The 16,837-nt window shown below is 46.4% G+C and carries 14 protein-coding genes; 10 read left to right on the forward strand and 4 right to left on the reverse strand.

The genetic code is table 11. The features are described from left to right. Nucleotides 1-352: 352 nt before the first annotated feature. Nucleotides 353-1,114, reverse strand: coding sequence for a transposase (locus tag Q0986_RS12340; RefSeq protein WP_299410578.1), 762 nt, complete (start codon nt 1,112-1,114; stop codon nt 353-355). A 77-nt stretch (nt 1,115-1,191) separates the two neighbouring features. Between Q0986_RS12340 and Q0986_RS12345 the strand changes: the two genes are divergently transcribed. Together Q0986_RS12345 and Q0986_RS12350 are read left to right on the forward strand one after the other, a co-directional pair. Beyond that, nucleotides 1,192-1,452, forward strand: a complete 261-nt coding sequence (locus Q0986_RS12345) for a type II toxin-antitoxin system ParD family antitoxin (protein ID WP_299410581.1) — start codon at nt 1,192-1,194, stop codon at nt 1,450-1,452. Between the two features lie 477 nt (nt 1,453-1,929). Then, nucleotides 1,930-2,736 (forward strand): hypothetical protein, encoded by an 807-nt coding sequence (locus tag Q0986_RS12350; protein ID WP_299410584.1) that lies wholly within the window; start codon nt 1,930-1,932, stop codon nt 2,734-2,736. An 87-nt stretch (nt 2,737-2,823) separates the two neighbouring features. On the opposite strand, the gene Q0986_RS12355 is transcribed toward Q0986_RS12350, so the two are convergent. The 3 genes from Q0986_RS12355 to Q0986_RS12365 all read right to left on the reverse strand — a co-directional run bounded on the left by Q0986_RS12355 (nt 2,824) and on the right by Q0986_RS12365 (nt 5,462). After that, entirely contained in the window at nt 2,824-3,879 is a 1,056-nt protein-coding gene (locus tag Q0986_RS12355) for a TauD/TfdA family dioxygenase (protein WP_299410586.1), read from the reverse strand. Between the two features lie 108 nt (nt 3,880-3,987). After that, complete coding sequence (locus tag Q0986_RS12360; protein WP_299410589.1) at nt 3,988-4,698, reverse strand: iron-containing redox enzyme family protein; 711 nt, start codon at nt 4,696-4,698, stop codon at nt 3,988-3,990. Next, nucleotides 4,695-5,462 carry a class I SAM-dependent methyltransferase gene (locus Q0986_RS12365; protein ID WP_299410591.1) on the reverse strand — a complete coding sequence of 256 codons (768 nt, stop codon included), beginning with the start codon at nt 5,460-5,462 and terminating at the stop codon, nt 4,695-4,697. The genes Q0986_RS12360 and Q0986_RS12365 overlap by 4 nt, the downstream gene beginning before the upstream one ends. A gap of 970 nt (nt 5,463-6,432) precedes the next feature. Between Q0986_RS12365 and Q0986_RS12370 the strand changes: the two genes are divergently transcribed. The 8 genes from Q0986_RS12370 to Q0986_RS22975 all read left to right on the forward strand — a co-directional run bounded on the left by Q0986_RS12370 (nt 6,433) and on the right by Q0986_RS22975 (nt 16,781). Then, nucleotides 6,433-7,005 (forward strand): heme NO-binding domain-containing protein, encoded by a 573-nt coding sequence (locus tag Q0986_RS12370; protein ID WP_299410594.1) that lies wholly within the window; start codon nt 6,433-6,435, stop codon nt 7,003-7,005. Next, nucleotides 6,950-8,512, forward strand: a complete 1,563-nt coding sequence (locus Q0986_RS12375) for an ATP-binding protein (protein ID WP_299410597.1) — start codon at nt 6,950-6,952, stop codon at nt 8,510-8,512. Before Q0986_RS12370 ends, Q0986_RS12375 begins: the two co-directional genes overlap by 56 nt. A 57-nt stretch (nt 8,513-8,569) precedes the next feature. After that, nucleotides 8,570-8,965 carry a response regulator gene (locus Q0986_RS12380; protein WP_299410600.1) on the forward strand — a complete coding sequence of 132 codons (396 nt, stop codon included), beginning with the start codon at nt 8,570-8,572 and terminating at the stop codon, nt 8,963-8,965. Next, entirely contained in the window at nt 8,962-11,622 is a 2,661-nt protein-coding gene (locus Q0986_RS12385; protein ID WP_299410603.1) for a response regulator, read from the forward strand. Before Q0986_RS12380 ends, Q0986_RS12385 begins: the two co-directional genes overlap by 4 nt. Before the next feature lie 245 nt (nt 11,623-11,867). Continuing rightward, nucleotides 11,868-13,322 carry an efflux RND transporter periplasmic adaptor subunit gene (locus Q0986_RS12390; RefSeq protein WP_299410606.1) on the forward strand — a complete coding sequence of 485 codons (1,455 nt, stop codon included), beginning with the start codon at nt 11,868-11,870 and terminating at the stop codon, nt 13,320-13,322. 2 nt (nt 13,323-13,324) lie between these two features. Further along, on the forward strand, nt 13,325-14,542 hold the full coding sequence (locus tag Q0986_RS12395) for an ABC transporter permease (RefSeq protein ID WP_299410608.1): 1,218 nt from the start codon (nt 13,325-13,327) through the stop codon (nt 14,540-14,542). 15 nt (nt 14,543-14,557) lie between these two features. Continuing rightward, nucleotides 14,558-15,313, forward strand: coding sequence for an ABC transporter ATP-binding protein (locus Q0986_RS12400; protein WP_299410611.1), 756 nt, complete (start codon nt 14,558-14,560; stop codon nt 15,311-15,313). Nucleotides 15,314-16,550: 1,237 nt separating this feature from the next. Further along, complete coding sequence (locus Q0986_RS22975) at nt 16,551-16,781, forward strand: DUF4347 domain-containing protein (protein WP_366918579.1); 231 nt, start codon at nt 16,551-16,553, stop codon at nt 16,779-16,781. Nucleotides 16,782-16,837 lie beyond the last annotated feature (56 nt).

Consider the following 16,837-nt stretch of genomic DNA (forward strand, 5'->3'; position numbering starts at 1 on the left):
CCCTACTCGCCAAGCGACTCATTATGGCTTCATAAACAAGTGCTGAATCCTATGCTGGGTAAGGGGTTTCAACCGCTTCACCAAAAGCTGGGAAGAGCCTCCGCGATTTTTGCAATATCTGTTAAGCCTGCTGGCAGACTAAGATATATAAGATGCAAGCATCACTGGCAATGCCGAGCTTTGGGAGGAGAGGGCAGAATACCAACACATATCCTTTTCGAACCATCACTTCCTGGATCCCGCCAGCGGAACCCCTCATAATGAAAATAGTAGTGCTCATATTCTAGCGTAATACTCATGAGGCGGTGGAGTTTATTCCATTAGGACAATAGCTCCAGGACTTCCATCGAACTCAAGCGCCCCCTATCTGATAAGAATTTGCCATCAGAAAACGCGAAATCACTTGGTCGATTTCAGGACTGACTGATACCTGGCACCCTTGAAATCCAGGCAAGATAGCCTGCCCCGGCGAGATCGCTCTCCGTTTGCGAGGGCTAAGCCGACTAGATAATCCAGAGAGGAATGAACTTCCCCAACGACTATATTGAGTTTCTTTACGTTTAGGCTTATACCGCCGACAAAACCCTCGGTACTGAGTGGCGCACTCTTCCAGTGTTTTTCCTAAACTCAGAAAAGCTTGATGCCACTGGGTTAAACCATCTTCTACCAATCGGCCATAGCTGCCATAGTTACTAAAGTCGTAGAAGAAACCAACCTGCATCTTTGCAGCCTTAGGGTTGGCATGGATATATCGGAGAGTATTAAGGACTCTCTCGTGATCAGAACTTTCAAAACCACTACTGTGATAGCGTTGCTCCCAAAAATGTCCCTTGCGTCGTAGCAATCGATTGAAGCACATAGCTGTATACCAGTTGAGCCAGTGCATAATTTTGGGCAAATCTTCTGGCAGCAAAGGCTCTAACAAATAATGAACATGATTGCTCATAATGCATAGCCCATAGAGCTTATAGCCAAACTTAATCTGGCTTTTCTGGATACAGTAAAGCAATAATTGCCGACAAATCAGTTGCCTAAGATTAAACTCTCTGTTATTGCAGCGGACTGTGATGTGATAGCAAAAACCAGGTAGCAACTGTCTGGGTTGTCGAGTCATATTCGCCACGGTCTACAATTGAAGAAGCGTACTTCAAGGGGCAGCTAACCGTTGATGAACCTGAATAGAGGTTGCTTATGGACATCAGTCTTACCCCAGATCAAGAGCGTTTTATCCAAGCTAAGCTCCAAATTGGGAAATACCGCTCCGCCGAAGAAATTTTGGAACTTGCCTTGCGACTGCTAGATGAGTATGAGCAGTCTGAAGACGACTGGGTTAAAGACGTTCGTCAGAAAATAGATGTAGCCCTTGAAGCGTCCAAGCATACTTCTCCAGTAGATGGCGAGACTTTTGTGAATGGCATTGTAGAGCGATTTCAGCAGGCTAATTCGGCATGAGCCGCTACGTCATCAATGGACCTCTTGCATAAATCTTTTTCTGCGGCTATTGCCTATTTCGCGATCCATCACGGGTTGCACTAGCCCCCCCGGCCCCCCAACTTTGGGGGGAGAGCAACTTTATCTTGTTCTGCTCTGTTGTAGTAGTTGACCTGAATCAGCTTACCGTTTGCACCTTCCATTAGAGTTCTTATTCACACTCCAGTTTGAAGATTGGTCCGTAGATACTAGCAACCACCATCAGAGCTTTCAACATTCTCCCCCCAAAGTTGGGGGGCCGGGGGGGCCAATGTAGGGTTGCTATTTATGCAAGAAGTCTAATATAAAGAGGCACGATGCAAGCAATACATACTAAGGTATGCTGCGGTTTCGCTGGCAACATTCGAATGACTGCTAATATCTCGTCAACTGATTGCAAGTTACCGCTTGTGAAGAGAACAGAATAAAACTTGTTCGCTAGTCCTACAAAACAAAAAAATGTCTTCTATCAACGTTGGAATTCTTTGTGGTGGATCCAGTGGTTGGGTATTTGAGGCACTGGCAGAGCATCTTTCACAGGTTTTATCGACCCAGGTTGTACAGCACCCAGCCAAATTCAATTATGTACTCGCTTACGATAAACCTGATGAGATCAGAGAAAACGCTTGGTTTATCCCATTTGAAGGCATCCATATTGCATCGGATAAACGCTTAGTTGCTCAAAGCTTTCATATAGCTAATGTCTGTTCTCCGCAAACCCTCCTGTGTGATGATCTTAAGACTGCACAACAAGAAGTTCTCCGAGATTCCAGCCGCAATTGGTGCCTAAAATATCCCACCAGTACAGGAGCAACCGGGCACCGAATATTCAATGCAGGCACCAGTATCCCTACAGACTGGCCTTTGCCCATCATTCTGCAGGAATTCATTGAGTTAGAACGACCTGAAGTTTATCGAACCTACTGTGCTGGCGGTGAACTTTTTGGTTGGGTTGTCAGGAGGAACCCAGATGCAACCTCTAAGAATCCGTGGGTTGCTCATGCGAGAGGGGCTCAGTACAGTGACTGTGGCGAAGTGCCCAAGGAAGCTGTAAATGTTGCTGCTGAAGCGCTTAGAGCGACTGGTCTTCTGCAGTCATTCGGCTGTGTAGATCTACTTTTTAGCCCATCTAAAGGTTGGGTTGTCTTAGAGGTTGGAACGGACGGCATTTTCAATCATGTCGATCGAGATCTTGGAATTCCACATTTAGAACATGAGATGGATTTACGATTAGCCGATACTTTTTGGCATCGTGTAAGAGATTAGGTGCAAATGACCTCAAAATCAGTTACTGAGGTAAAGCACAGACGAAACGCCGAATATAAGCCAAACTTTAAGTTGTTCTGGATAGCATCAGATATGGCTCAACTGCATATCATCTGGTTTGGGAGCATTACGCTGAAATGCATTATTACCGACCCACATACGGACGAGATGCCGTTTCTTTTCTGGTTCTTCCCAATCGAGATACTCCGTGCGATCGTGAACGATCAAATGATTATTGAGGAAGATCATGTCACCCGGTTGGAGTTGCAGTTGGTAAGTACTGTCCTCATGATTGAGAGCTGCCTCAAATTGATCTAAGGCAAAAATATCTTCGTCTGTTAGAGGCAACTCGGCTTTGTGATGGCCTGCCTCAATCCAATAGCGCATATACCGACAGGTTAAACCCGGATACCAGCGACCGTACTCAAATACAGGGAATGAATTACGCATGCGATCGCTCAGGGAACGAGTCCCTATTTCATCCACAACAATTTTGTCGCGAATAAAAGTCTCACAAAGACGTCGTAAGACCTCTGGCTGCTCTTTGAGGAGTCGCTGATAGGCGGTCAGCGTATTGGCTAGGCGGTTGACGCCCCCTTCGCGAGCCGTCCGTAGGCAGAATAAGGCCACAATCCCTGGCATTAGATCCGCATCAGTGCTGTCCGTATGGTAGCCCGGAGAGGTACAGGTACTGGAAAAGAGGACATTATCTTGGCGGTAATCTTGGCCGCGATCGCACACATCATACAAAAGCCCTCGTTTATCTAACACTGACCCCAACGCATACCCGATTTGCGAGAGTAACAGTCGTCCTGCCGACTCCCCAAATTCTGCAACATCAAACCCTGATAGCAAGACCACCCCTGTCGTGCGGGTGAGATGGTAGCGCATTACATGGGCTAAGAGATCAAGATTTTTGATGGTGATGCCTTTGGCTTCCGGTGAGTCCCAGCGATAGCCCCTTGCTTCTAGCCAGTGATTCAACACCAACACCGATGACAAGATCGAGTCAGGGATTTTAATTTTCCAGTGGGGGTTTGTTTCCAGGTTGTGTTTTTCCCAAGCGGGCTGGAATTGAGTCTTGCTGATCACGTCAGCTAAGTCATTAATATGACCGATACTGGGTTCTGTAAGAATGGGCATGATCAAATCAATAGATTTAAGGACAGTGGTGAGCTTAACCAGTGTTCAATAGGATCTCAATGCCAGAGACCCTATTGACTGGATGGGGCCAGGCGAGCGCTCAGCCCGTTATGCAACACAAATTTGAGCCACCGCTTGAGATGCTCGTTCAATACCATTAAAGAACTGCAAACGGGCATCCATTGCTTTTTTGATGGCCCGATGGAGATAAATGGACTCTTCGACTGTCTTGAGTCGAGGTTCAATGAGAGCCTCCAAATGCGCTGCATGGTCATCATCTAGATCAATATGAACTTCAAAAAAGATCAGAGACTCTGTGGAAAAAGGAGAGGTATCCACAATGCCTTGACGAATTTGCGTATATAAGGAATTGACAATTCCCTCAGAGGCAAAGCACACGGCTCCTAACGCAGCTAAATAACCATATTGATGGGGTAAAGCCAGGTAGGTATCAATTAATGCTTGGGTTTCTGGCTCAGGAGGCGTCAGCAATAAAGTACCATCATCAATTCCGAGGGTGCGAGTAAAGTGCCGGAATAATTCTGGGTGAGTGTGGGCTAAATTCCCCTGCCCCATTTCATCCCAGAGATTTTCTAAGAGCACCAGTTGTGCCTTCTCATCTGAGCAGCAAGACATAATGCTTGCCAAGATGCGGTTAAAGGCTTGCGAGAATTTATACATTTGCACGGCCAAGACCCGCACTTCTGACAAGGTTAGCTCTCCAGTACGGCAGCGCTCCAGAAAGCGATGCTTCCATAAGGGATGGTATTCCGTAATTCTTTTGAAAGAGTCTACTGAATAAGCAGTAATTGTTTTCATTTGCACACCTCGATTGTCATATGCAACGGGTAATCAACTAAAGGTTGAAAAAAGTCAGGGTCCAGTTCGACATGCTCAGGGAGGACCCGCAATTCACGTACTGTGGGCATGGTTGAGAACCCAGCAATGTGCAAAGCTTCAAAGAAGTCTTGCAGTGTTTTATGAATCAGCTGCACGTCTAGCCAAGTGCCATCTCGCTTCCAAATTCGTCCTGGACATTGGCGATCGCGGCCACTAAAGTAGTTGTCTCCTTCTACCTCGAAATAGAAAGGGAACTTGGCCTGACGCATATAAGGAAAAGCTGGATGGGGAATGCTGAAGATAAACCGTCCACCGGGTTTAAGCACTTTAAAAATCTCAGCCATACAGGTCTGGGTTTGAGCAACTGTCAGGTAGTTGAACAGAAAGACTGCAACGACCAAATCAAATCGGTCCTGAGTATATTGGTGTAAATCAGTGGCGCAACCCACTTGGTAGGTAATACCCAAGGGAGCTTGGGCTTCTTGCTGCTGGGCTGCTTCAATCATGCGTTGGGACAAATCGATACCCAAAACAGTCTCCGCACCGCGCCGTCGGAGTTCTCGACTGCAATAGCCTTCCCCACAGCCCAGATCGAGAATATGCTGGCCGTCAACTGGCGTACACATCTCCATAATGGCAGGGCGGGCGGTGAAATCAGATAAGGAGCTGGGTTCACCGCGTACCCAGCGATTGGCTGTATCGTTGTACAGCGTTTCGGTTGAATTTTGAGTGGTCGTGATCATGTATTCCTTTCTTGAATAAATACGTAACTTGAGCGATGCCAAGATGGCTCCTTGCCGAGCCAACAGACGCCATCCGTAGGTGGGTTAGTCCTACCTCTGCGGGAAGCTATTAGGCAAAGACATGAAAAAACGATTCATATTGTTGAGAAAGCTGAGCAATTTAAGAGTGGCTGCCATTATAAAACTGCTGTTTCTCTAATGCTTCTAAGGAGAAATAGTCGAATATTTTTTAAGCCATATGGAAAATATATTCTATGCGGTTTCGCCCTGTTCTCTGGAGGCTGATCAGCTGTTTTGTATGAGTAGAAATAGAAAATATTTTCTATTTATCTGATAGTGGCTAATATAAAGTATATAAAGAATAATCTAATAAATATTAGATATAGTTTTTTATGGCAGAATATTAGCTTGCTGAAGTTTTAGATATTGGCTGCTAAAAATTACTTTTTTCCTAACAGTTACTCAGAGAATATTGGGTTTATTTTTTGATCGCATCGGTAGAACCACTTAATTTCTAGCATCATCACTAGATAAGATAAAGATGTCTTGCGTGTTTTTACGGATATCCTGGAGCTGTGTTGTATTTATTGCTAAAAACAAGAATCTTATTGTGTGGCAGTAAAATATTGATTTTTAGTCCTATAAATTGTATTTATCTACAGAATTTCAAATAGCTTAAATGCTTGATTTCTGGGAAAAAATCATAAAACACATCTTAATTTTTTGCATAAAAAATAAAATTTAGAGTCATATAAATATTCTGAGTATCTAGAGTAGGTATTTTATTTTTTATGCAAAAAATAAAATACTGGAGCTGTTTTTTGTTTTCTTTCTAAGTAAACTACAGGCAATCTTATTCTTTCCCAGAGTGTAAAATTCACCTAAAATTTTCGCCATTTGGAGCGATATCTGTAGAAATGGGGAACCTTAATGCTATTCACATCACAAGCAGATGAGCGGGGGAGTTCAAATGTATGGTTTGGTCAATAAAGCGATTGAGGAAATGGTGCGCAGCCATTTTAGTGATGACACTTGGGAGCAAATCAAACAGAAAGCGGAGATCAAAACGGAGGCCTTTGTCAGTATGGAAGGCTATCCCGATGATGTAACCCACCGATTGGTTGTCGCTGCTAGTGAAGTTCTAGAACTATCGCCTGCAGAGATAATGCATGCATTTGGTAAATATTGGGTTAAATTTACCGCTAATGAGGGATATGGTGAGCTAATGGATATGAATGGTGATGATTTGCCAGAATTTTTAGAAAATCTTGATGATCTCCATGCTCGAGTGGGCGTTATGTTTCCGAAACTACAACCACCTTCCTTTGACTGTGATGATGCGGATGAGGATGCATTGACGCTGCACTACCATTCCGAACGGGAAGGACTTGCCCCAATGGTATTGGGGTTAGTGGAAGGATTAGGCGAACGATTTGAGACAGAAGTAGACATTAGCCAAACTCAGAGTCGGGAGGAAGGGGCAGATCATGATCAGTTCTCAGTTAAGTACAAAGCCAAATGTCCCTTCCATGGTTCCCGTTGAGCGCAGTCTCCCCCCTGATTGTTTTGCTAAGGTCTTTCCCTTTCACTTTGCCTTCAACCAGAGTTTAGAGATTATCCAGGCTGGTGAAGTGCTGCAACGCATTTCTCCCGAAGGGTTTATTGGCGGTCAATTGGATCAGTTTTTTCAGATTATGCGCCCCAAGGTTGCTGTTGAGTTTGACATGATTCACAAGCGATCGAAAAAGTTTTTTCTGATTGAGTCCTTAGCTAAGGGATTTCAGCTCAAAGGACAAATGCTATACGTCGATACGGACGATGTCATGTTCTTTATTGGCTCACTCTGGGTAACGGATCTAACTGCCCTGAAGGAATATGGCGTGAAACTTCAGGATTTTGCAACTCATGAGCCGACAACGGACTTTTTGTATCTCTTGCAAGCCAAGTCAACGGCTCTTGCTGATACCACTAAACTGGCGGAAGAGCTAACCGCAAAACAAGCGCAGTTGGAACGAACCTTGGAGATTGTCCAAGAGAAAAACGACAATCTGCAAGCCATGCTGGAACAGTTGGAAACAACGCAAGATCAGCTCGTCCAGTCTGAGAAAATGGCGGCCCTGGGACAACTGATTGCCGGGATTGCCCATGAAGTCAACACTCCCTTAGGGGCTATTCGATCTTCGGTCGACAATATTGCTGATTTCTTTGATCGAAACCTAGACACGCTACCTCACTTTTTCCAGACGCTGTCGGCTGATGGCCATCAGTTTTTTACTGAGCTGTTGAATGCTTCTCGACGGAATCAGGTTATTCTGAACAGCCGAGAGAAACGAAAGCTGAAGCGGAGCAACACTCGGCTTCTGGAAGCCGAGGGGATCGATCAGGCGGATAATGTGGCCGATACTCTGGCAGAGTTGAACTGTTTTGAAGGAATTGAAGCTTTTGTCCCCTGTATTCAGTCCTCTGGTGGTCGCCAAACCTTAAATGTGGCCTATCAATTTTCCACGTTGCTTCATAGTACTCAAACGATCAAGACAGCCACGGACAAAGCGGCAAAAGTGGTGTTTGCCCTCAAGAGCTATTCCCACTATGACCATACGGGCAATAAAGCAGAAACCAATTTAATTAATGATATTGAGACGGTCTTAACGCTCTATCAAAGTCAACTGAAGTATGGGATTGACGTGATTCGAAAGTATGACGACATTCTGCCTGTGCTCTGTTTCCAGGATGAGCTGAGTCAGGTGTGGACCAATCTTATTCATAACGCCCTGCAAGCCATGGACTATCAAGGTACTTTAACCATTGATGTAAAGCAAGGAGACGGTCAGGTCCACGTGGGTATTGCTGATAGCGGCAAAGGCATTCCAGCAGAGGTGATGCCCAAGATTTTCCAACCCTTCTTTACCACCAAACCGCCTGGAGAGGGGAGTGGTTTGGGGTTAGATATTGTCAGAAAAATTGTAAATAAGCATGAGGGAGAGATTACGGTGGCGTCTGTACCAGGTAACACCATTTTTACAGTTTCCATTCCTCTACTCCCAGCATAGCTGTGGTAGCGATTACAACCCGAGTTAGCACTTTGAGTATGGAGGTCCTTTGATCCGATGGCAAAACCTGTGGTTCTGTGTGTGGATGATGAGGCACTCATTTTAGATAGCCTCAAAATTCAAATCAAGAAAGAGTTAAGTGATCTCTGCCAGGTAGAGGCGGCTGAGAGTGCTGATGAAGCCCTAGAGATCGTGGAAGAACTCTATGGAGAGGGAGTTGGGGTAGTGCTGGTGCTTTGTGACTGGCTGATGCCAGGCATGAAAGGGGATGAGTTCTTTATTAGACTCCACCAATCTCATCCTCAAATTATTAAAATTATGCTGTCGGGGCAGGCGGATCAAATGGCGATCGCACGCGCTCAAACGCATGGAGATCTCCATCGTTTTATCCATAAACCTTGGGATCAAACGGAGTTGATCACCCTCCTGAAGTCGAAGTTAGAAGCCCTATGAGTAAGCCGTTTGCCCTTTGTATTGATGATGAAGATACGGTTCTAGAGTCCTTAAAAATAGAGCTGAAGAAATCTATTGGCCATGAGTGTGTGATTGAAACGGCGAATGGTGGAGAAGAAGCGCTCGAGATTTTGGATGAGCTGCTAGAGGATGGCTTAGAGGTAGCAGTCGCCATTGCTGACTATATTATGCCCGGAATGAAGGGAAATGAGGTCTTAGAGCATATCCACCAAAAATCGCCACAGACCATCACCATTATGTTGACGGGGCAGGCAGACATGGATGCGATTGCCCATGCCATGACCTATGCCAATCTCTATCGCTACATTGCCAAACCCTGGCAACCTGATGATTTGCAATTGACCATTTCCAAAGCCGTCCAGAGTTATCTCGCAGACCAACAATTGGCTGCACAAACGCACCAACTCCAAACCATGAATCAGGCCTTGCAACAGGCCACCGTCGAACAAGAGCATATTATCCAAGACCGGACCGCTGCCTTAGAGCAGGCCAATCAAAACCTCAATCGTCAAATTCAGCGGGTCTTGTTGATCGAGCAAATTACCCAAGATATTCGCCGTAGTCTAGATACACAACATATCTTGCAAACCACCGCAGACCAGATCGGTTGCAGCCTGCAGGCCAATCGATGTTTTATTCAGAGCTATGATCTGGCTGCCTTCTGTGATGCTTCGGACGTAGCTGAGTATTTAGATCCTGACTATTCGTCTTGTCAGACCTTAGAAATGGGGAATCATCCCTTCCTCACGCAAATCTTTGAGCACGATCAAGTCTTGGCAATCTCGCAGTTAGACCCAAATGCGATGACTCAAGGAGAGACTCAGTTTTGTGAACAAGCCCAGCTCAAATCTGTGTTAGCTGTGAGAACTTCCTCTCAAGGACAAGCCAATGGGGTCATTGTGCTGCACCAGTGCGATCGCACCCGCAACTGGTCAGAGGCTGACCAAGAACTCCTACAAGCTGTTGCGGCCCAAGTCGGCATCGCCATTACTCAGGCCAAACTACTCAAACAGGAACAGCAGCAGCGCCAAACCTTGGAAGAAAATAATGCGGCGCTTATCCAGGCTACGCAAACTGCCGAAGCTGCCAATCAGGCTAAGTCTCAGTTTCTGGCCAATATGAGCCATGAGTTGCGCACTCCGATGAATGCCGTGATTGGGATGACGGGACTACTACTCAATACCCCTTTAGATGCACAGCAAACCGACTTTGTTGAGACGATTCGCAGCAGTGGTGATGCTCTGCTGACGCTTATTAACGATATTTTGGATTTTTCTAAAATCGAAGCGGGCAAACTGGAGTTTGAAATCCAACCCTTTGATCTTCGCGTTTGTATTGAAGATGCACTGCGGATTGTCGCTCCTAAAGCCGTGAATAAAACGTTAGAGCTGGCCTATCTATTTGAACCCCATACCCCTGAGTGGATTGTGGGAGATGTGACTCGTCTGCGTCAAATTATGGTTAATCTGCTCACCAACGGGGTTAAGTTCACGGAAGAGGGCGAGGTAGTGGTCTATGTCAAAGATGTGACTCAAGATGCTCCCGCACCTGAGGTGACCAACTGCAACCGGACGCTCCAGATTGAGGTCAAAGATACCGGTATTGGCATTCCTGCTGATCGTATGGATCGGTTATTTAAATCCTTTAGTCAAGTTGATCTCTCCACCACGCGTAAATATGGTGGTACGGGTTTAGGCTTAGCGATTTGTCATCGGCTCTGTGAGTTAATGGGCGGTCACATGTGGGTGGACAGCAAAGTGGGGAAGGGATCTTCTTTCTTCTTTACGATTTCAGTTCCCGTAGCGGAGCCAGAGACGCGTCCAGCTATATTCCCCGCTAAACTGACGGGCAGACATCTGCTGATTGTGGATGACAACCCCACCAACTGCAAAATTTTGACACTCCAAGCCCAGTCTTGGGGGATGACGAGTCAGGCGGTCCAGCGGGGAGCGGATGCGCTAAATCTGTTAACCACCCACCCGTCCTTTGACTTGGCCATCTTAGATATGCAGATGCCAGAAATGGATGGTTTGGCGCTAGCAGGACATATCTACGATCGCTATCCTGATCTTCCCCTAGTGATGTTGAGTTCTTTGGGACAGGATGAAATCTTCCAGCAGAACAACAAAGTTCAATTCGCAGCTGTGCTCAATAAACCGGTCCAGCAATCCCGACTGCACGATGTGCTGGCTCATACCTTTGGCAAGCAAGTGGTTACGAGTGATCACCATCGGCAGGCGTCTCCCCTTGGGGAGCCTGCCAGTCCCTCCGCCTTACGAATTTTGTTAGCGGAAGATATTGTCGTTAACCAGAAGGTGGCGCTGTTAATCCTGAAACAACTGGGATATAGTGCCGATGTCGCCAATAACGGCCATGAAGTCTTGGCGGCTTTACAGCGTCAGCCCTATGACATTGTCCTGATGGATGTGCATATGCCAGAGATGGACGGTCTGACAGCAGCGGAGCAGATTCAACAAGAATGGTCTTCAGCAGAGCGTCCTTATATCATTGCATTGACTGCCAATGCCATGCAGGGCGATCGCGAAAAATGCCTGGCGGTTGGTATGCAGGATTACGTGAGTAAGCCCATTCGCTCAGAAGAACTGAAAGCAGCTCTTGAACGGTATCTAGACTAATAGATTTGGCTCTAGCGATCAGTGCTGAGGCGAGCTGACAACGGGGTCGTGAATCAACAAAGTGTGGATAGCCTGGGCCTTTCTAGATTGGGTTCCTCGGCCTGAGTTTAGGCCAGGAACGGGTTGGGGAACCCTTCTAGTAGAGCCAATCGTCTTTAAGAACAATGGCCAAATGGCAGGGCTGAGGCGACAAGCGAGATGAATCCTCGCTAGAATGAGAAAAGGTTACAAAACATTAAGCAGTTGTGTATATCAAACTTCCTGTTGTTGGCAAGGTTAAGAAACCCAAGGTATGGGTGATTGGCCTTGTAAGTGCTGTGGTCCTCATGGGGGCAGTGGGAGCACGATCGTGGGTGAGCAGTGCTTCAGATCAGCCCACCTTAGAGGACTTGACGGTCAAAGTAGAGTCTAAAGATGTCACCCTCAGAATTACCGCTAGCGGTACCATTACACCTGCCAAGAGCGTTAACTTGAGCCCGAAGCAAGCAGGTGTTTTAGTAAAACTGTTGGTGGAGCAAGGCGATGAGGTGGAAAAAGGGCAAGTCATTGCCCGGATGGATACTCGCGATCTCGAAGGTCAGTTAATTCAAGCGAATGCGGCGGTTGCCCAAGCCCAGGCCCGGCTCGCGGAATTGCAGGCCGGAAACAGACCAGAAGAAGTTCAGCAAGCCCGAGCCCGTTTGGTCCGAGCGGAAGCCCAACTGGCTCAAATTGCGGGCGGTAACCAACTCGAGACGATTGCCCAGGTGCAAAGCCAAGTGGAGTCTGCGAAAGCCCGATTGCAATTGGCCTTGACTCGTCTGAACAGCTTTGAGCAACTCTATAAGGTGGGGGCAGAAACCCGCGATCGCAGAGACGAAGCGAAAGCCGAAGCAGATACCGCCCGAGCTAATTTAGTAGAAGTGCAAAGACGCCTGCAAATTTTGCGGCAAGGATCTCAGCCAGCAGAGGTCTTAAGGGCCAAAGCTGATGTGACAGAAGCCCGCCAAGCCTATCAGCTGATGCAGAAAGGCAGTCGCCCAGAAGCCATTTTGCAAGCGAAAGCCGCAGTGGCCGAAGCCCAAGGTCGTCAGCGCGTGGTGACGACTCAGGTTAACGATACGATTATTCGGGCTCCCTTTGGTGGGATTATTACCCAAAAGTTTGCCACTGAAGGAGCTTTTGTAACGCCCACGACCACCGCATCCAGCACCACTTCTGCAACATCGACCTCCATTGTGGCCTTAGCCCAGGAGTTGGAAGTGTTAGCAACGGTTCCTGAAGTGGATATTGGCCAAGTCCGTCCAGGACAGACCGTTGAGATTCGCGCCGATGCCTTCCCCAATCAAGTGTTTAAGGGGCGGGTGCGGTTAGTGTCGCCAGAGGCGATTGAAGAGCAAAATGTAACCTCCTTTCAGGTCAGGGTGAAGATTACCGCTGGGCAAGACAAACTGCGTTCCGGGATGAATACGGACCTCACCTTTTTGGGCGATACCCTCGCGGATAGCATGGTGCTGCCGACGGGTGCGATCGCAACCCTCAATGGCGAAACGGGTGTCTATGTCCCTGACGAGGAAGAAAAGCCAGCCTTCCAGCCCGTCACCATTGGCTCTTCCGTCAAAAATCAAACCCAAGTGCTGGATGGCGTCATCCCCGGACAGCGGGTTTTTATCACCTTCCCTGAAGGTCAAAAGCCGGAAGATTTGAAAGAGGAAGAGTAATAGTGGATATCCTCGAAAGCGTCAAAATGGCCTCAGCGACCCTGGTCGCCAATCGTCTGCGCAGTAGCTTGACCATGCTTGGGATGATTATTGGTAATGCCTCTGTGATTGCTATGATTGCCGTCGGTCAGGGTGCTCAAAAGTATGCATCAGGACAGTTTGAATCCTTAGGACCCAACATTCTGTTTATCGTTCCAGGAACCGATAAAGCTCGGCGACAGACCTTCGAAGTGCCGAAGACTCTGGTGTGGGCCGATGCAAAGGCGATCAAGGAAGCGGTTTCTGCGGTTCAATCCGTGGTACCGCAACTGCAGAACCAGTTGACCACGATTTACCAGGGCGCAAATACGACGGCCTTAGTTATGGGAACCACAGATGAGTATCCGATTGTTCGGAATCATGATGTGGCCAAAGGTCGTTTTCTTAGTCCGCAAGATATCCAGCGGGGCAATTTGGTGGCCGTGTTAGGCACGGACCTGGCCGAGCGATTAGTGGGTTCTGAAAACCCCATTGGTAAGCGTATTCGGATTAAGAATCTCAACTTTGAGGTCATTGGCCTCATGGAAGAGAAGGGCTCTTTCCTGGGGAGTAGCCAAGACGATGTGATCTTTATCCCCATTTCGACCATGGCGAATCGGGTGGTTGGGTCAACCTCTCCCTTTGGCACAGAGCTAACCTTTATTTCCGTCTCTGCCAAGAGTGAAGCCAGTATTCCAGCAGCAGAATTTCAGATTCGGAACTTGCTCCGCATTCGTCACAAAATTATTAATGAAGATGATTTTACGATTCGGACTCAAAAGCAGGCCCTAGAAATTATTGGCAATATCAGTGGAGCCTTGACGATTATGCTAGCGGCGATCGCCAGTATCTCTCTGCTGGTGGGCGGCATTGGCATTATGAATATTATGCTGGTGTCGGTGACGGAGCGGATTCAGGAAATTGGCCTGCGCAAAGCCATTGGAGCCTCTCAATCCGATATTTTGGTCCAATTTATGATTGAGGCCATTATTCTATCAGCCGTAGGCGGCATGATTGGCACCTTTGTGGGCGTCGGCGGCACGTTAATGGTGGGCAGTCTCACTCCCTTGGAAACAGGCATTTCCGTTCCGGCTGTGATGTTGGCGGTCGGTGTCTCGGGGGGAATTGGTCTGTTCTTTGGGGTTGTTCCGGCTCGGCGAGCGGCTCAGCTAGATCCAATTGTGGCGCTTCGCAGTGCTTAGGGGAAGAATAAGACTATGACATCTACACAGTCAGCCCAGGCCGTGACAGCAGAGAACGCGGATCAGGTCATTATTCGCCTGGAGCAGATCACTAAAATTTATGGTTCGGGTGAAACTGAAGTTCGCGCTTTAGCCGGTGTGGACCTCATCATCAACTCGGGTGAATACTGCTCGATTATGGGAGCCTCTGGCTCAGGCAAATCCACCATGATGAATATGATTGGTTGCCTGGACCGACCGACCTCCGGCCAATATTTCCTGGATGGGGTGGATGTGGCCCAGCTGACGGATACTGAATTGGCCCTGGTGCGTAATCGCAAAATTGGGTTCGTCTTTCAGCAGTTCCATTTGCTGACTCAAGTCAGTGCGCTTGAGAATGTGATGCTGCCGATGGTTTATGCCAATGTGCCTGTAAAGGAGCGAAAGGAGCGAGGTAAGGCGGCATTGGAACGGGTTGGACTGGGCGATCGCATTCACAATAAACCCACTCAACTCTCTGGAGGACAACAACAGCGGGTAGCGATTGCTCGGGCCATTGTGAATGAGCCTGTTTTGCTGTTGGCGGATGAACCTACGGGAGCTTTGGATACCAAAACAACGAGTGAGATTCTAGGTATATTCTCAACTTTAAATGCCAGTGGCATGACGGTGGTGATGGTGACCCACGAACCAGAGGTGGCCAAGACAACACAGCGAGTGGTGTGGTTCCGAGATGGCCAGGTGGTTCATTCTCATCTTGACCCAGAAGAGCTGCATACCACGGCTTTTTAATCCAACATATCAGTGCTCAATTCCCAGCTATATGAAAGCAGTGTGGCAGTGGTTGGATGAGTATAAACCAGGTCTTTGGAACAATTTGCATTGGGTCCCGCAATTATCGACTTGGAATGAAATACTGGCTGATTTTCTGGAACGTGCTTGCCAATGCCAAAATATGGCCAGTATTTAAGATCGGTCGGCACGCCATCAATGTTTTACCCCGAGAATGGGTACTACAGGTCATTTTGTTGCTGCAGTCTATTACAGGGCTATTTCATTCTAAAACTAGATAACGACTTTGCGTTGTTTTAGAGATCTGTGAACCAAGTACTTAATGCCTGAAATGACAATTTTTCGTTGCATCACAAAAGAGACTTATTTTGAATGAAATAGCCTTAGTCTATTACTGGAGAGTCAAGTAGCAAATGAACCCCAAGAAACTACAGATAAGGATATTTTATTAGCGATCCCTGTCGGAATTATGATTTGCTTTTCTGACTAATCTGTAGAAAATGCGTCTTGCATTTTGTGAGTGAATTTAAAACTTTTATAGCAAAATAAAATAGATTTCGTTGTGCTAGATGTTCATCTGTTTTAGAAGAAATACTTAAGTTGAACATGATTGACATGTTTTTAAACATGATTATAGACTTGGGCTTGGGATACTAAAAATAAGAGAAGTCTTGTGAAAGACTGCCATAAATTTTCGTTCTAGAACCCTGATGAGTCTAATGGAAAAAAATATCCCTACATATTATTCTTGCCGCAATTTAAGGAGAATAATATATTCCGCCTGCACAAAAAATATAGACTATAGATATATGCTCCATAACTCTCTTTTGTTACTTTGATAGGAGGGTTCTGTAAGCTTGAAATTATGTCAGTAAATGGCCTGGTGTAAACGAAATTACGTAGTTTAAAATTTCATCTGTCTGAATTGACAAAAGAAGGATAAGAGAAAAACTTCTATGTAGAACTCTCCTAATCTATTGGAATGTTTGCAACATTTTTTGCAAAATTCAATATCTCTTCAAAGCAGTTTTCTAGTTATTGAATTCATGTAAGTAAAGAATTCGATGTCTAAAAACTTATAACTCTTTGACTTTCAAAGGCTATAGCTTTCCGATAGAGAATGGTTTCTCAATTAATCCAGAAGCCGAAATCAGTAGCTTAGCTATTTCATAGCTGAGTAAAATTTTATTTTTGAGAAGATAATTTGTCCATAACAATGAAAACCCATTACCTCCCCATGAACTATTCCAGCCTAAAATCTTGCCAACAACTAGTTGTTATTGATCCTTCCATAGATGTCCCTAAACACTTGATTGATGGAGTAGTTCCCGGTACAGCTGTAGTAATGCTTAATCCGGAGGAGGAGAGTATACCTCAAATTACAAAAGCATTGCGATCCCATGGCCCAATCAGTGGCGTTCATCTAAGGCGATTTCTGGGAAAGAACTCACGGACTAAATTGGCTTGATGAGGATGTCCCATTTAGGTAATTGAGGATTTCTTTCCAATCGTTTCTCAATCCCT

The organism is Acaryochloris sp. IP29b_bin.148, assembly GCF_028285565.1.
Classification (GTDB): domain Bacteria; phylum Cyanobacteriota; class Cyanobacteriia; order Thermosynechococcales; family Thermosynechococcaceae; genus Acaryochloris.

Coding starts and splice junctions, on each gene's coding strand:
- Q0986_RS12340 (WP_299410578.1), bottom strand. CDS start 1,114: ATGACTCGACAACCCAGACAGTTGCTACCTGGTTTTTGCTATCACATC.
- Q0986_RS12345 (WP_299410581.1), top strand. CDS start 1,192: ATGGACATCAGTCTTACCCCAGATCAAGAGCGTTTTATCCAAGCTAAG.
- Q0986_RS12350 (WP_299410584.1), top strand. CDS start 1,930: ATGTCTTCTATCAACGTTGGAATTCTTTGTGGTGGATCCAGTGGTTGG.
- Q0986_RS12355 (WP_299410586.1), bottom strand. CDS start 3,879: ATGCCCATTCTTACAGAACCCAGTATCGGTCATATTAATGACTTAGCT.
- Q0986_RS12360 (WP_299410589.1), bottom strand. CDS start 4,698: ATGAAAACAATTACTGCTTATTCAGTAGACTCTTTCAAAAGAATTACG.
- Q0986_RS12365 (WP_299410591.1), bottom strand. CDS start 5,462: ATGATCACGACCACTCAAAATTCAACCGAAACGCTGTACAACGATACA.
- Q0986_RS12370 (WP_299410594.1), top strand. CDS start 6,433: ATGTATGGTTTGGTCAATAAAGCGATTGAGGAAATGGTGCGCAGCCAT.
- Q0986_RS12375 (WP_299410597.1), top strand. CDS start 6,950: ATGATCAGTTCTCAGTTAAGTACAAAGCCAAATGTCCCTTCCATGGTT.
- Q0986_RS12380 (WP_299410600.1), top strand. CDS start 8,570: ATGGCAAAACCTGTGGTTCTGTGTGTGGATGATGAGGCACTCATTTTA.
- Q0986_RS12385 (WP_299410603.1), top strand. CDS start 8,962: ATGAGTAAGCCGTTTGCCCTTTGTATTGATGATGAAGATACGGTTCTA.
- Q0986_RS12400 (WP_299410611.1), top strand. CDS start 14,558: ATGACATCTACACAGTCAGCCCAGGCCGTGACAGCAGAGAACGCGGAT.
- Q0986_RS22975 (WP_366918579.1), top strand. CDS start 16,551: ATGAACTATTCCAGCCTAAAATCTTGCCAACAACTAGTTGTTATTGAT.